Annotated in this window: 13 protein-coding genes; 7 read left to right on the forward strand and 6 right to left on the reverse strand. The window is 71.8% G+C overall.

The window, feature by feature from the left end; genetic code table 11:
* Both VKN16_13305 and VKN16_13310 read right to left on the reverse strand, forming a co-directional pair.
* Window positions 1-1,010: hydantoinase B/oxoprolinase family protein (locus VKN16_13305; protein HME95177.1), on the reverse strand; the 1,010-nt coding region annotated here is incomplete at its 3' end.
* Window positions 1,007-3,046 (reverse strand): hydantoinase/oxoprolinase family protein, encoded by a 2,040-nt coding sequence (locus VKN16_13310; protein HME95178.1) that lies wholly within the window; start codon window positions 3,044-3,046, stop codon window positions 1,007-1,009. The genes VKN16_13310 and VKN16_13305, both read right to left, overlap by 4 nt.
* Before the next feature lie 174 nt (window positions 3,047-3,220).
* On the opposite strand from VKN16_13310, the gene VKN16_13315 reads away from it, so the two are divergent.
* From VKN16_13315 to VKN16_13340, 6 genes are all read left to right on the forward strand, one after another.
* Window positions 3,221-3,613, forward strand: a complete 393-nt coding sequence (locus VKN16_13315) for a RidA family protein (GenBank protein HME95179.1) — start codon at window positions 3,221-3,223, stop codon at window positions 3,611-3,613.
* Window positions 3,614-3,623: 10 nt separating this feature from the next.
* Complete coding sequence (locus VKN16_13320; GenBank protein HME95180.1) at window positions 3,624-4,784, forward strand: MFS transporter; 1,161 nt, start codon at window positions 3,624-3,626, stop codon at window positions 4,782-4,784.
* Window positions 4,785-5,001: 217 nt separating this feature from the next.
* Window positions 5,002-6,258: a beta-ketoacyl-ACP synthase II gene (fabF, locus tag VKN16_13325; GenBank protein ID HME95181.1), complete on the forward strand. Its 1,257-nt coding sequence runs from the start codon at window positions 5,002-5,004 to the stop codon at window positions 6,256-6,258.
* Window positions 6,259-6,268: 10 nt separating this feature from the next.
* Complete coding sequence (locus VKN16_13330; protein HME95182.1) at window positions 6,269-6,574, forward strand: acyl carrier protein; 306 nt, start codon at window positions 6,269-6,271, stop codon at window positions 6,572-6,574.
* A complete protein-coding gene (lpxD, locus tag VKN16_13335) occupies window positions 6,571-7,644 on the forward strand; it encodes a UDP-3-O-(3-hydroxymyristoyl)glucosamine N-acyltransferase (GenBank protein ID HME95183.1) in 1,074 nt (357 codons plus the stop codon). Before VKN16_13330 ends, lpxD begins: the two co-directional genes overlap by 4 nt.
* Window positions 7,645-7,655: 11 nt before the next feature.
* Window positions 7,656-8,825 (forward strand): M20 family metallopeptidase, encoded by a 1,170-nt coding sequence (locus VKN16_13340; protein HME95184.1) that lies wholly within the window; start codon window positions 7,656-7,658, stop codon window positions 8,823-8,825.
* A 77-nt stretch (window positions 8,826-8,902) separates the two neighbouring features.
* On the opposite strand, the gene VKN16_13345 is transcribed toward VKN16_13340, so the two are convergent.
* Window positions 8,903-9,706, reverse strand: a complete 804-nt coding sequence (locus VKN16_13345; protein HME95185.1) for a class I SAM-dependent methyltransferase — start codon at window positions 9,704-9,706, stop codon at window positions 8,903-8,905.
* A 103-nt stretch (window positions 9,707-9,809) separates the two neighbouring features.
* Here VKN16_13345 and VKN16_13350 point away from each other — a divergent pair, with 103 nt between their 5' ends.
* Entirely contained in the window at window positions 9,810-11,747 is a 1,938-nt protein-coding gene (locus VKN16_13350) for a BTAD domain-containing putative transcriptional regulator (protein HME95186.1), read from the forward strand.
* A gap of 135 nt (window positions 11,748-11,882) precedes the next feature.
* Here the strand turns inward: VKN16_13350 and VKN16_13355 are convergent, their stop codons facing one another.
* The 3 genes from VKN16_13355 to VKN16_13365 form a co-directional block, all read right to left on the reverse strand.
* Window positions 11,883-12,848 carry an oligopeptide/dipeptide ABC transporter ATP-binding protein gene (locus VKN16_13355; GenBank protein HME95187.1) on the reverse strand — a complete coding sequence of 322 codons (966 nt, stop codon included), beginning with the start codon at window positions 12,846-12,848 and terminating at the stop codon, window positions 11,883-11,885.
* On the reverse strand, window positions 12,845-13,879 hold the full coding sequence (locus tag VKN16_13360) for an ABC transporter ATP-binding protein (GenBank protein HME95188.1): 1,035 nt from the start codon (window positions 13,877-13,879) through the stop codon (window positions 12,845-12,847). The genes VKN16_13355 and VKN16_13360 overlap by 4 nt, the downstream gene beginning before the upstream one ends.
* Window positions 13,872-14,675: ABC transporter permease (locus VKN16_13365; protein ID HME95189.1), on the reverse strand; the 804-nt coding region annotated here is incomplete at its 5' end. The genes VKN16_13360 and VKN16_13365, both read right to left, overlap by 8 nt.

Consider the following 14,675-nt stretch of genomic DNA (forward strand, 5'->3'; position numbering starts at 1 on the left):
GCGGTGCGGCAGCTCACCGGGGCGGGCGGGCGCGGGTTGACGATGGTGCCCTCGGGCAGCACCGCGTCCACCGCGCGGAAGCAGCCGCCGTTGTTCGGGATGGAGGCGTCGGAGATGGCGCGGACGGCGTAGTAGACCGCCGACATGGTGGAGGCCGGCACCGAGTTGAAGGGCCCGCGCACCTGCGGGTCGCTGCCGGTGAAGTCGAAGGTCATGGCCGAGCCGCGCACGCGCAGCGTGACCGCGATCTTGACCGGCTGGCCGATGTTCACGCCGTCGTCGTCCAGCCAGTCCTCGAAGGCGTAATCCCCGTCGGGGATGGCCTCGATCTGCGCGCGGGTGAGGCGCTCGGCCCGCGCCAGCAGCTCCTCGATGTAGGCCACCACCGTGTCGGCGCCGTGCGCGGCGAACAGCTCGCGCAGGCGGACGCCGCCGAGCCGCCCCGCCGCCACCTGGGCCATCAGATCACCGGTGAACACATCCGGCAGGCGCACGTTGCGGGTGAGCAGGCGGAAGAGGTTCTCGTCCAGCGCGCCGGCGCGGAAGAGCTGGGTGGGCGGGATGATGACGCCTTCCTGGTAGAGCTCGGTGGCGTCGGTGGGCACGCTGCCCGGGGTGCGGCCGCCCACGTCCTGGTGGTGGCACATGGTGCAGGCCAGGGCGACGGCGCGGCCGTCGGCGAAGACCGGCACCGCCAGGGTGATGTCGGGCAGGTGGGTGCCGCCGTCGTAGGGGTCGTTCAGGAGAAACGCGTCACCCTCGTGCATGGTCTCCGGGGGAAACGCGCGGACGATGCGCTGCGCGGCGAACTGGAGCGCGCCCAGGTGGATCGGGATGGCGGCGGCCTGCGCGATGGTCTCGCCGCGGGTGTTGAAGAGCGCGGCCGAGGCGTCGAGGCCCTCCTTCACGATCGGCGAGGCGGCGCTCTTCAGCAGCGTCAGCTCCATCTCGTCGGCGATGGCGTCGAGCCGGTTGCGCAGGACTTCCAGGAGGATCGGGTCGATGGTCATGACGCCCTCCGCAGGCGCAGGTTGCCGGCCGGGTCCACCAGCGCGGTGACGCCCGGCGGGATCACGGTGGTGGTGTCGGTCTGCTCCACGATGGCCGGCCCGGCCAGGCGGGCGCCCAGCGGCAGCCGCGCGCGCTCGTAGATCGCGGTCGGCACGAAGCGGCCGAAGTAGGCGGGGCGCTCCCCGGCCTGTGCCTCGGCCAGGGTGCCGCTCGCGCGCGCGGCCGGAGTCAGCATCGGCCGCGGCAGCGGGTAGGTGTGGACGGCGCGGAAGTTGACGAACTCCACCGGCTGCTGGGCGCGGGCATAGCCGTACACGCGCTCGTGCACCGCGTGGAAGGCGGCCACCACGGCGGGCACGTCGGCGGCGGTGAGCGGAGCCGGGATCGGCACCTCCAGCTCGTAGGCCTGGCCCACGTAGCGCATGTCGGCCGCGTAGGCCACGCGCACCGCCGGAGCGGGCGCGCCTTCCTCCTTCATGCGCGCGCGGCCGGCGGCGTCCAGCTCGGCGAGGCACGCGTTGATGGTCGAGAGGTCGGCCGCGTCGGTGCGCGCCGGCAGCGTGCGCGCGTGGTGGTGCTCGATGGCGGCGGCGAGCAGGCCGAAGGCGGCGAGCACGCCCGGCGCCTCGGGGACGACCACCTCCGCCATGCCCATCTCCTCGGCCAGCGCCGCGCCGTGCACGGGGCCGGCGCCGCCCAGGACCACCAGCGAGAACTCGCGCGGGTCGTAGCCGCGCTTGATGGTCACCAGGCGGATCTGGTCCGCCATCCGCGCGTTGATCACGCGATGAATGCCCGCCGCGGCCGCGACCGGGTCGAGGCCGAGCCGGCGGCCGAGGGCGGCCAGCGCGCGCTCGGCCGCGGCCACGTCCAGCGTCATCGCGCCGCCGGCGAAGCGCGCGGGGTTGAGGTAGCCGAGCACGACGCTCGCGTCGGTCACGGTGGCCTCGTCGCCCCCGCGGCCGTAGCAGGCGGGGCCGGGCTCGGCGCCCGCGCTGCGCGGCCCCACCCGCAGGCCGCCGGCGGCGTCGATCCAGGCGATGCTGCCGCCGCCGGCGCCGATGGTGTTGACGTCCACCATCGGCGTGCGCACCGGGAAGGGCCCGATCGCGCCCTCGCTCACCAGCAGCGGCCGGCCGTCCCGCACCAGGGCCACGTCGTTGCTGGTGCCGCCCATGTCGAGCGAGACGAAGCTGGCCACCCCGGAGCGCTCGGCCGCGAAGGCGGCGCCGATGACGCCGCCGGCCGGCCCCGAGAGGAAGAGCGTGACCGGCTGCTGCGCGGCCAGCGCCGCCGAGACGATGCCGCCGCGCGAGCGCATGATCAGCGGCACGCCGGGCACGCCCAGGCCGCGCAGCGCCTCGGCCAGGCCGGCGAGGTAGCGCTTCACCACCGGGCCCAGGTAGGCGTCGAAGGCGGTCACGCAGGAGCGCTCGTACTCCCTGAAGGTCGGGTCGACCTCCGATGAGAGCGAGACCGACATCTCCGGCGCCAGCTCCGCGATGATCTCGCGCGTGCGCCGCTCGTGCGCCGGGTTGAGGAACGAGAAGAGGTAGCACACCGCGATGGCCGACACGCCCTGCGCGCGCAGGGTGGCCACCGCCTGCCGCACGTCCGCCTCGTGCAGCGGCATCAGCACGCGGCCCTTCGCGTCCAGGCGCTCGCGGATGCCGAGCCGGCGCCGGCGCGGGGCCAGGAACGTCGGCACCTCCGCGTCCATGGCGAGGTCGTACATGCGCGAGCGCTTCATGCGCCCCATCTCGAGCACGTCCTCGAAGCCCTCGGTGGTCAGCACGCCGGTGGTGGCGCCCTTCTGCTCCAGGATCGCGTTGGTGGCGATCGTCGTGCCGTGGATGAACCGCTCGACGTCCCCCGGCCGGGCGCCGGCCAGCGCGAGGACCTTCGTGGTGGCGGCCGCGATGCCGTCCAGCAGGTCCTTGGGGGTGCTCGGCACCTTGGTGAGCGCGAGCCGGCCCGAGCCGTCCAGGGCCACGATGTCCGTGAAGGTGCCGCCGATGTCGACGCCGATCTGCACGCGCGTTCCCCTCCCGAGGGCGCCACGTTACCATATCGGCCGCGCGCCTGGACGTCGCGTTCCGCGGTTGCCCGAGGCCGCTCACGGTTCACTTCGGGAGCGTCCTTGACCGGGGGCACCCGCGTCGCTACGCTCGTCCGCAGCCTTTCACGCAAGCGACCTCGGAGGTCAGCGATGCCCACGATCCGCCACGTCGACGACGTCCCCGGCTATCCGGCGCCGCACTCCCCGTACTCGCACGCCGTCGTCGCCAACGGATTCGTGTTCGTGTCGGGCCAGATCCCGGTGCGGCCGGGGGGCGGTCCCACCGAGGTCGTCGGCGACACGATGCAGGAGCAGACCCGTCAGGCGCTGCGCAACGTCCAGACCATCCTCGAAGGTGCCGGGAGCGCGCTCGACCGCGTCGTGAAGGTCACCGTGCTGCTCGCGCGGCCCGACCTCTACCGGGAGATGAACGAGGCGTACGCGGAGTTCTTCCCCGGGCCGAAGCCGGCGCGGGCGATGGTCCGCTTCGGGGCCGACATCCCCGGCGTGCTCGTCGCGATCGAGGCGATCGCGCTCGCTTGAGGCGCGCGCCGTGAGCAGCACCGCGCTGCTCTGTTTCATCAGCCTCTGCAGCTGCTTCTCGATGGGTGCCTTCAGCCCGCTGCTGCCCGAGATCGGGCGCGCCGGCGCGCTGGCCGACTGGCAGCTCGGCGTCGTGGCCGGGGCGCTGGGCTTCGCCCGCATGGCGACCGCGATCCCCTCCGGCTGGCTGGCCGGCCGCTACCTCGGGACCACGCTCTGCGCGTCGCCCGTGCTCATGCTCGCCGGCACCCTGTTGCTGGCGGCATCCTCGTCGTTCGCCATGCTGGTGCTCGGGCGGCTCATCCTGGGCTTCGCGTTCACCCTCGGCACCGTGAGCGGGCTCATCGCGTTGCTGCTCGATGACCGAGGGCCCGGGGCCTCGGTGCGCCTCAACATCTTCGAGTTCGCCGCGATGATCGGTGTCCTCGGCGGGCTCGGCCTCGTCGGGCTGCTCCCCGGCCACTGGGGCTGGAGCCTCTCGCTGCTCACCGCCTCGTCGCCCTTGCTCCTGATCCTCGCCGCCGTGCCGAGCATCCGCCGGCGCTTTCCCGACGCCTCGAAGGCGTCCGAGACGCGCGTGTCACGGACATCGGACGCGGGACGCGAGGATCGGATGTCGGTCACGCTGGGGACGATGTTCGCGGCGGGCATCGTCCTCGCGCTGGCCTGGTCCGCGGTCAGCCAGTTCCTGCTGCCGCTCCGGGGGACGCGCGAGTTCGGCCTGGACCGGAGTGGCGTCTCGGGCCTGCTCATGCTCGGGCAGCTCGTGGATCTCGTCGCGCTGCTGCCGGTGGGGTGGCTCGCCGACGGCCTGGGACGCACGCCCGTGCTCGGCGTCGTCATCGTGGTGCTCGGGCTGGGCACGGCCGCGATCGGCCTCGGATCGTTCCCGTGGTTCGTCGCGGGCTGCGCGTGTTTCGGGGTCGGCATGGCGGGCTGGATGCTGCCGGTCGGCGTGATCCGCGAGCACACGCGCACCGAGCACCTGGCGTGGCGGCTGGGACTGTACCGCGTCGGCGTCGATGCCGCGATGTTCTTCGGCCCGTTCGCGAGCGGCCTGCTGGGCGAGGAGCATGCGCGGATCTTCGTGACCGCGGTGGGTGGCCTGGCCCTCGTCGTCGGGGGACGCCTGCTCGTGACCTCGAGGCGCCGCCGCGCCGCCGAGGTCTAGTCGCCGATTTCATCGGCGCGCGCGTTCCCCTCCCGAGGGCGCCACGTTACCATGCTGGCCATGCGAGATCTCCGTCGTATGCCTATCCCTTGACGCTGCGCCCGATTGAGCGGATCCTCCCGAATCGACGACTCGAGCGACGCCCGACGGGGCCACCGCTCCCTGTCGACGTGCGGGGAGGCATGGAGCCAAACGAGGTCACCGTGAGAGATCGGCCGTGACACCACGAGTCGTCGTGACCGGCCTGGGCGTCGTGTCCCCGATCGGCATCGGCGTCGGGCGATTCTGGAAGGCGGCGCTCGCCGGCCGGTCCGGAGTCTCGGCGATCAGGGCTTTCGAGGGCCTCCCGATGGACGTCTACCGTTCACGGGTGGCCGGCCAGATCCACGACTTCGACGCGACCCAGTACGTGGAAGGGCCGCACGTCGAGCGCGTCGATCGCTACGCCCAGTTCGCCATGGTTGCGACCAGGGAGGCGGTGGCCGACTCGGGGCTCCGTCTCGACCGCGAGAACCCACACCGCATCGGGACGATCGTCGGGGCCGGCATGGGCGGCATGCTCATTGCCGAGCAGGAGTACCATCGCGTCTACCAGAATCTCAGGCCGAACCGGGTCACTCCCAACTTCATCCCCATGGTCACGCTCAACTCCGCCTCCGGTGTCCTCGCCATCATGTACGGCGCGAAGGGCCCGAACTTGACGATCTCCACCGCATGCTCGTCCAGCGCCCATGCCATCGGCCTGGCCATGGGAGCCGTTCGCACCGGACAGGCGGACGTGGTCATCGTCGCGGGCGCCGACGCGAGCATCGTTCCCCTGACCTTTGCCGGCTTCTGCACGCTGCGCGCGCTGTCGACGAACTTCAACGACTCGCCCGAGAAAGCATCGCGGCCGTTCAGCCAGACCCGCGACGGGTTCGTCATGGGCGAGGGCGCGGGCGCCCTGATCCTGGAATCGCTCGCGCACGCCAGGAAGCGAGGGGCTCGCATCTACGCCGAGGTCGCCGGCTATGCCGCGACCAGCGAGGCCTACCACATGGTCATTCCCCGTGAAGACGGGCGGGAGATCTCGGTCACCATGGCGATGGCGCTGCGCAGCGCCCGCGTCCGCCCCGCGCAGGTGGACTACATCAACGCCCATGCGACGTCCACCACCATCGGCGACGCGGTAGAGATCAGGGCGATCAAGCATCTTTTCAAGAGTCACGCGGCGCGGGTTCCCATCAATGCGACGAAGTCGTTGTTCGGCCACACCCTCGGCGCGGCCGGAGCGCTGGCGGGCATCATCTGCGCGATGACGCTCGACACCGGCCAGATGCATCCGACGATCAACTATGACGATCCGGATCCCGACTGCGCTCTCGCCGGTATCTCCGCGCAGGCCCAGGAACGACCGGTCAAAGTGGCGCTGCTGAACGCGTTCGGGTTCGGCAGCAACAATGCGGCGGTGGTCTTGAAGAAATTCTTGCGCTAGAGGGGCACGAATGCCAACCGATACGGACATTGCCATTCGCATCCGCACCGCGCTCGCGGACTACCTCAAGCGCGATGTCGAGACGATCAAGCCCGGTGATGCGCTCCGGAACGACCTCGGTCTCGATTCGATGGCCACCATCGAGCTGCTGTACCAGATCGAGGACACCTTCGACGTGGAGATTCCGGATCAGGACCTTCCCCGGCTGGTCACGGTCGCCAACGTGACCGAGTACATCGTGGAGAAAGTGGGGCCCGCCCGGCCGGCGGCGGGAAAGCCAGGAGCCCCGCAACCGAAGGCGAAGAAGAAGGCATGACCATATCGCCGCTCGCCCTGCGCGACATCGCCCGGGCCGTGGAGGGTCGGCTCATCGGCTCGCCCGACCTGACCGTGACCGGCATAGCGAGCCTCGCCGACGCGTCCGACGGGGATCTGTCGTACATCGAGCACGATCGCCACCTGCAGGCGGCGACCCGATCCCGGGCGGCCGCGTTCGTGGTCAGCCAGGAGATGGCCGGCCTGACGCGCCCCCGGATCGTGGTCGCCAATGCGAAGTACGCGTTCGCGCGGATCGTCGAGCAATTCTTCACCTCTCCGTATGCTGCTCGCGGCGTCGCCGCCGAGGTCGCCCGCGGCCGGGACGTGGAGGTGGGAGCGGACGTGTCGATCTGGCCGTTCGTCACGCTCGGCGACCGCGTTCGCATCGGAGCCAGGGTCACCCTGTACCCCGGGGTGTTCATCGGCCATGACTCGGTCATCGGGGACGATTCGGTCCTCTATCCCAACGTCACGGTCAGGGAACGCTGCTCGATCGGCCGACGCGTCATCATCCATAGCGGCACGGTCGTCGGCAGCGACGGGTTCGGCTATGTGCAGCACGACGGGCGCCATCACAAGATCCCCCAGATCGGCTCGGTGGTCATCGAGGACGATGTCGAGCTGGGCGCGAACGTATCGGTGGATCGGGCGACGTCCGGGCGGACCCTCATCAAGCGCGGCACCAAGGTGGACAATCTGGTCCAGATCGCCCACAACGTGACGATCGGCGAGCACAGTATTGTGGTCGCGCAGGTGGGGATTGCCGGCAGCACGACCGTCGGCTCCGGTGTGGTGATCGGCGGACAGGCCGGACTGGCCGATCACCTCGACATCGGCGACCGGGTCATGATCGCGGCGCGCGCCGGCGTGAACCGCAGCCTGACGGGGGGCCAGGTCGTCTCCGGCGCGCCCGCCATGCCGCACGAGACCTCGATCAAGGCGCAGGCCGTGTTTTCCCGCTTGCCGGAGCTGCGTCAGCATGTGCGCGCACTGGAACAGCGAGTCAGAGCACTGGAGACTCGCTCCGGTGGCTCCGGCGCCAAGAGCAAGAAGAAGCAGAAGCCGTAGAGGGGCGGCCCATGCGAGATCTCCTGGACCGTCTCGACGGCTGGCGCGACGAGCAGATCGATTTCCTGGCCCGCCTGGTGAACCACGACAGCGGGACCGATGACGTGCTGGACGTCAACCGGGTGGGGGCCATCCTGGCCGAGCGGCTGGAGGGCCTGGGCTTCACGCTCCGCCGGGTCGCCACCGAGCGCTTCGGCGACCACCTGGTCGGCGAGAAGCCGGGGAGCGGCCCCAAGCGCTTCCTCTTCGTCGGCCACTACGACACCGTGTTCCCCTCCGGCACGGCCAAGCAGCGGCCGTTCCGGATCGACGAGGAGGGCCGCGCGTGGGGGCCCGGCGTGTACGACATGAAGGGCGGGCTGGTCGCCCTGCTCTACGCGCTGCGCGCGCACCGGGAAGCGCGCACCCGCGCGTGGGCCGAGACCACCGTCGCCGTGGTGTTCAACTCGGACGAGGAGCGCCTGTCACCGACCTCGCGGCCGGTGATCGAGGCCGAGGCGCGGCGGGCGCACAGCGTGGGCATCCTCGAGCCCGCGCGCCCGGGCGGCGAGTACGTGATGGCGCGCAAGGGGGCGGGGACCTTTCAATTGGAGGTCACGGGCAAGTCGTCCCACGCCGGGCTCCAGCCGGAGCTGGGCGCCAGCGCCATCTGGGACCTGGCGCAGAAGGTGGCCGCGCTGCACGCGCTCACCGACTTCGGCACCGGCGTCACCGTGAACGTGGGCACGGTGCGCGGCGGGGAGCGCCCCAACGTCGTGGCATCCCGCGCCGCCGCCGAGATCGACCTGCGCGCGTGGAGCCAGGCCGACGCGGACGCGGCCATCGCCGCCATGCGCGCGATCTGCGAGCGGGCTCACGTCGCCGGCACCAGCGCGCGCTTCGATGGCCGCATCCACTTCCCGCCGTGGCCACCGGGCCTGCCGGGCACCGAGCGCCTGCTCGAGATCATGCGCGCCGCGGGCCGCGAGCTGGGCGTGGACGTGCGCGCCATCAAGACCGGCGGCGGCTCCGACGGCAACCACACCTCGGCCATCGCCCCCACGCTGGACGGCATGGGTCCCAAGGGCAGCCGCGCCCACAGCGAGGAAGAATTCATCGAGGTCGCCACCCTCCTCGAGCGCACCAGGATGCTCGCTCTCTTCCTCAACCACTGGGCCGCCGACTTCGAGATTCTGGCGTAACCCTCGCCCCTCACCCCCTGCCCTCTCCCCAGTGGGGAGAGGGTTGGTGGAGGGGAGAGGGCAGGGTGAGGGGTGGGTCAGGGCTTCGCCACCACGCCGAGCAGCACCGAATGCGGGAACACGAAACGGCTGCCCCGCTGGTACGCGGCCGCGTTCGCCCGCGTCGTCGTCTCGATTTGGTCCTGGACGGTGCTCGGCAGGGCGGCGATGTTGCCCCAGTCGCAGAGACCGCGAAGCAACGGGTCGAGCCGATCCATCTCCCAGGACACCTCGTGCTTCGTGAGCTGCAGGCCCTGGAGGCCGGCTTCGCTGGCGAGCTTTGCGTAGACGGCGCGATCGGTCACTCCGAATAGCGGGCCGTGCGGCAGCGCCTCGAGCGTGTGGTGGGCCTGGACGGCCGCAAAGAACACACCGAAGCCGGTCTGCTCCTCCGGCGCGGCCCAGACGATGAAGGCAAAGCGGCCACCCGGGGCGAGAACGCGCGAGACCTCCCGGAACACGGCGGCCGGTCGCGCCAGGTGGTGGACGACGAGGTTCGACACGACCGCGTCGAAGTCCCCGTCGCCAAACGGAAGGACCTCCGCGTCGCCTTCGTGGAACGTGAGCCCGGGATGACGGCGCCGAGCCGCCGCCACCATCGTGTGCGAGAAGTCGACCCCGGCGACCGTGGCGCCGGTCTCGGCGAGCATCGCGGTCCCGCCGCCTGGGCCCGCGCCCAGGTCGAGCACGCGCGTCCCACGACGGACGCCGGCGGCACCGGCCAGCAGCGGGATCGTCTTGCCGGTCAGCAGGTGGAACGTGTCCGTGTAGCTCTCCGCGCAGCGGCTCCAGGTCTCGTTCTCGAAGCGGCTGACTGCGGCTTCATCGATGGTCTGTTCCATGGCATGCCTCTCCTTCGCAGGGGGTGTCGACGCTGGCGCTCGTGGCGCCGATGACGCTAGAATCCCCGCGCGGGCACAACGGAGCGTCAGCGGGAGCGTCAATTTGGCGTCAATTCGCTCGCCTCGACCGATCGCGGCCGCCGCCCTGAAGATCTCTCTCCTGGGCCGTCTCCGGATCGTGCGCGCCGGTCGCGCCGTCGATCTTCAGAGCAAGAAGGCGCAGGCGCTTCTCGGGTACCTCGCCCTTCCCCCGGGCCGGCGTCACGCGCGGGTGCATCTCGCCGCGCTGCTCTGGGGCGGCATGGGCGACGAGCAGGCGCGCCACAACCTGCGCCAGTGCCTGTCGGTGCTGCGCCGCGCGCTCGGTGACCGGGCGGTGGTCGGCGAGGGAAACCAGGTCTACCTCGAGGCGGCTGCGGTCGAGGTCGACGTCGCGACCCTGGAGCAGGCCGATGGGGCGAGCGCGGCCGGGTTCGGGGACGGCGATCTTCTCGAGGGACTCAGCGTGGGTGAGGAGGCCTTCGACGAGTGGCTCGCCGACCAGCGCGCACGGCTCCGGGCCCTCGCCTGCGACCGCCTCGGCCAGCTCGCCGCCGATCGGGCGGCCGCCGGGGCCGTAGACGACGCCATCGAAACCGGGCGGCGGCTGCTCGCACAGGATCCCGCGAACGAGGACGCGCATCGCCTGCTGATGGGCCTCTACGCGCGGGCCGGTCGTCGGTCGGCGGCCGTCCGCCAGTACGACGCGTGCGTGGCGGCGCTGCAGCGGCACCTCGGGGTCGCCCCCAGCGCCGAGACGATGCGCCTCCGCGAGACGCTCCGGACCCACGGACCGGCCGATCCGCTGCCCGGCGGCCCATCGGCGCCTCGCGAGCGCGCCTCGCTCGTGGTGCTGCCGTTCGCGAACGCCGGTGGCAACGTCCGGGACGAGTATTTCGGGATCGGGATCGCCGAGGACATCACCTCGGCCCTCGGCCGCTTCGGCTCTCTGTTCGTGATCTCCCCCTTGACCAGCTACACGCTGCGCGGGCCGGACGGCGACCCCAGGCGTGTCGCCGCCGACCTGCGGGTGCAGTACGTGGTCCACGGAACCATCAGACGAGAGGGCAAGCGCCTGCGCCTCGCCGTCAATCTCATCGATGCATCGACTGGGGCGCACGTCTGGGGACGGCAATTCGACCGCGAGCTGTCCGACGTGTTCGCCGTGCAGGACGACGTCGTCGGGATGGTCGTCGCCACGCTGGTGAGCCGCGTGGAGGCGGCGGCGACCGTGCGGATGCGACGGGCGCCGACCGAGAGCCTCGTGGCCTACGACTACTTCCTTCGCGGCCGGGAGTATCACCACCGCTGGACGCGGGAAGACAACACCCGGGCCATGGAGATGCTGGAGCGTGCCATCGCCCTCGACCCGGTCTTTGCGCTCGCGCACGCGTGGCTGGCGTGCGCGCTCTTCCAGCGGACGTTCTTCGAGCCCGACCACACGCTGGTGACCCGCTGCTGGGACGCCATTCAGCGCGCATACGCGCTCGACGACGGCGAGAGCGAGGTGCACCGCATGCTCTCCGCGTTCCATCTCCAGTGGAAGGAGTTGGACAAGGCGGACTTCCATGCCGAGCGCGCGCTGGCCCTGAATCCCAACAACGACCGGATGGTCTGCCAGATGGGAGAGCTGGCCACGTATTCCGGCCGGCCCGGCGAAGGGGAGCGCTGGCTGGATCGCGCGCTCCGCCTCAACCCCCAGCATCCGGTGCCCAGGTACTGGCTGCGGCTTGCCCAGGCCCTCTACCACCAGGGTCGGTTCGACGAAGCGCTGACGGCGGTACGGCGAGAGCCGCTTCCGGTGCCCCATCAGCTCACGTACCTGGCCGCGATCCTGGCCAGACTGGGCCGGCGCGACGAGGCGGCGGCGGTGGTGCAGCGGATCTGGGCCGCCGACCCGCACGCGGACGTCGATGCGCTCGTGCGCCCGCTGCCGTACCGGCGGGCGGAGGACGTCGAGCAGGTGGCGGAGGCGCTGCGGCTCGCCGGACTGCCCGGCTAGCGAAGCGGCTCGCCTCGCCCCTCACCCTGCCCTCTCCCCGGTGGGGAGAGGGGGTTAGTGAGGAGACTCTCCCTCTCCCCGGTGAGGGGAGAGGGTAGGGTGAGGGGAGAGGGTAGGGTGAGGGGAGCAGTTCCCTCAGGCGAAGTGGCAGGCGACGGCGCGCCCGTCCACGACCCGCAGCGCCGGCTCCTCCTCGGCACACCGCGCCTGCGCCAGCGGGCACCGCGTCCGAAACCGGCACCCGCTCGGAATGTCGCGCGGGTTCGGCGGCTCACCCTCAAGCGCGAAGTCCTGCGTGACCCGCCGCCCCCCGATGCGCGGCACCGCGGCCAGCAGCGATTGCGTGTACGGGTGCCGCGGCGCTTCGAACACGCGCGCGGTCGGGCCGTGCTCGACGATCTTGCCGAGGTACATCACCGCGATGGTCGCGCACATCGCGCGCACCACCGAGAGATCGTGCGAGATGAACACGTAGGTCAGCGCGAACGTCTGCTGCAGGCTCCGGAAGAGCTTGAGCACGCTGGCCTGGACCGAGACGTCGAGCCCCGAGGTCGGCTCGTCCAGGATCACCAGGCGCGGCCGCAGGGTCAGGATGCGCGCCAGGCCCACGCGGCGCTGCTGGCCGCCGGACAGCTCGTGCGGATAGAGGTCCAGGTGCGCGTCGGGCAGGCCCACCGCGGCCAGGATCGTGCCCACCTCGCGCTCCCGCTCGGGACGCGTCAGCGTGGTGTGGATGATCAGCGGCTCGTGCAGCAGCGGCCGGATCTTCCAGCGCGGGTCGAGCGAGGCGCCGGGGTCCTGGTAGACGTACTGTAGATGTTTGGCGACCGCACGCCGCGCGCGGCGGGGCAGCCGCCCGATCTCGCGGCCGGCGAAGCGGATCTCGCCCGCGGTCGGCGTGTAGATGCCCATCACGGTCTTGCCCAGCGTCGACTTGCCGCAGCCGCTCTCGCCGACGAGGCCCAGGGTCTCGCCCGGGTGGACCTGCAACGACACGCCGTCGACGGCCCGCAGCCAGCCCACGCGGCGGCCGAAGGCGCTGCGCACCGGGAAGTGGCGGGCGACGTCGACCAGCTCCAGCAGCGGGGCGGACGCACTCACTTCGCGGCCTCGGCCGGGGCGTCGACGGGATGGTGGCAGCGCACGTCGTGACCGTCGGCAAGAGCCCGAGGCGCCGGGCGCTCCACGCGACACTCCGCGGTGGCGTAGTCGCAGCGCGGGTGGAACCGGCAGCCCGCCGGCGGGCCCACCAGGCTCGGCACCTCGCCCGGGATGTCGCGGATCTCGCCGTCGGGGCCCGGCACGCTGGCCAGCAGCCGCCGCGTGTAAGGATGCGCGGGGCGGCCGAAGAAGGCGTCGGTCGGCGCCGCCTCCATCTCCTGGCCGGCGTACATCACGACCACGCGGTCGCACAGCTCGTGCGCGGTGCCGAGATCGTGCGTGGTGAAGAGCACGGACACCCCGCGCTCCTTCACCAGCGCGCGGAGCAGCCGGAGGATCTGCGCCTGGATCGTCACGTCGAGCGCGGTGGTGGGCTCGTCCGCGATGATCAGATCCGGCTGGGGCAAGAGCGCCATCGCGATCATCAGCCGCTGGCGCTGGCCGCCGGAGAACTCGTGGGGCAGGCGGCGCAGCGCCCGCGCCGGCTCGGGGATCTGCACCGCGCGCAGCGCCTCGAGCACCGCCTCGCGGTCGGCCTGCCGGCGCGCGCGTGGATAGCGCCCGAACAGCGCCGGCGGCCGCGCCTGGTCCCGCGCGCGCGGGGACTTCCACTTCATCAGGTCCATCATCTGGGTGCCGACCGGGAAGAGCGGACTGAACGAGGTGAACGGGTCCTGCGGGATGAAGGTGATGGCGCGGCCCCGGATCTGGTCGTTCACCGTCGCCGGGTCCTGACGCAGCAGATCCGTGCCGCGGAAGCGCACCTCGCCGCCGCGGATGCGCGCGGCGCCCGCGGGCAGGATGCCGAGGATCGCGCGGGCCAGCGTGGTCTTGCCGCAGCCGCTCTCGCCGACGAGCCCCACCACCTCGCCGGGCGCGATGTCGAGGTTGATGCCGTCGAGCACCTGCGCCGGCCCTCGGTCGGTGCCGAAGTCCACGCGGAGGCCGCGGACGGCGAGCAGCTCAGCCATCGCGCGCAGGGCTCCGGCGCAGCCGCGGGTCGAGCACGTCGCGCAGGCCGTCGCCCAGCAGGTTGAAGCCCATGACGGTGAGGAAGATGGCGACGCCCGGCGCCGCCGCGTACCACCAGGCATCGGGCAGGAACTCGCGCGACTCCGCAATGGTCCGCCCCCACTCCGGCGTGGGCGGCGGGGGCCCGAGGCCGAGGAAGCCGAGCGCGGCCGCGGTCAGGATGGTGAAGCCCATGCCGATCGACGAGCGCACGATGATCGGCGAGGCGATGTTCGGCAGCACGTGCAGCACGGTGAGCCGCCAGGGCGAGGCCCCGAGCGCGGCGGTGGACTCGACGAAGGCCTCCTTCTGGAGCGCGCGCGTCTCGGCGTAGACCACGCGGGCGAACCACGGCCAGTAGGTGACCGAGAGCGCGAGGATCACGTTGGGCAGCGACGGGCCGAGGGTCTGGGCGATGGCGATGGCCAGCACCACCTGCGGCACGGCGAGGAAGATGTCGGACACGCGCATGAGCGCGTCGCTCGCCCAGCCGTGGTGGTAGCCGGCCACCAGGCCGATCGGCACGCCGATCAGCAGCGAGGCGCCGACCGCGATCAGCCCGATGAGGATCGTGATGCGCGCCCCGAAGAGCAGGCGGCTGTAGACGTCCGCGCCCATGCGGTCGGTGCCGAGCCAGTGCGTGCCGCTCGGCGCCTGGAGCCGCTGGGACGGGTGCAGCTCGAAGACGTCGTCCGGGTGCGTGGACAGCACCGGCGCCAGCAGCGCCGCGGCCACCAGCAGCGCGATGAGCAGCAG

The sequence above is a fragment of the Candidatus Methylomirabilota bacterium genome, from assembly GCA_035315345.1.
Classification (GTDB): Bacteria; Methylomirabilota; Methylomirabilia; order Rokubacteriales; family CSP1-6; genus CAMLFJ01.

Excerpts from the sequence above, each read along its gene's own strand:
- lpxD (HME95183.1), top strand. The coding sequence starts at position 6,571 with ATGACCATATCGCCGCTCGCCCTGCGCGACATCGCCCGGGCCGTGGAG.
- VKN16_13360 (HME95188.1), bottom strand. The coding sequence starts at position 13,879 with ATGGCTGAGCTGCTCGCCGTCCGCGGCCTCCGCGTGGACTTCGGCACC.
- VKN16_13315 (HME95179.1), top strand. The coding sequence starts at position 3,221 with ATGCCCACGATCCGCCACGTCGACGACGTCCCCGGCTATCCGGCGCCG.
- VKN16_13330 (HME95182.1), top strand. The coding sequence starts at position 6,269 with ATGCCAACCGATACGGACATTGCCATTCGCATCCGCACCGCGCTCGCG.
- VKN16_13345 (HME95185.1), bottom strand. The coding sequence starts at position 9,706 with ATGGAACAGACCATCGATGAAGCCGCAGTCAGCCGCTTCGAGAACGAG.
- VKN16_13340 (HME95184.1), top strand. The coding sequence starts at position 7,656 with ATGCGAGATCTCCTGGACCGTCTCGACGGCTGGCGCGACGAGCAGATC.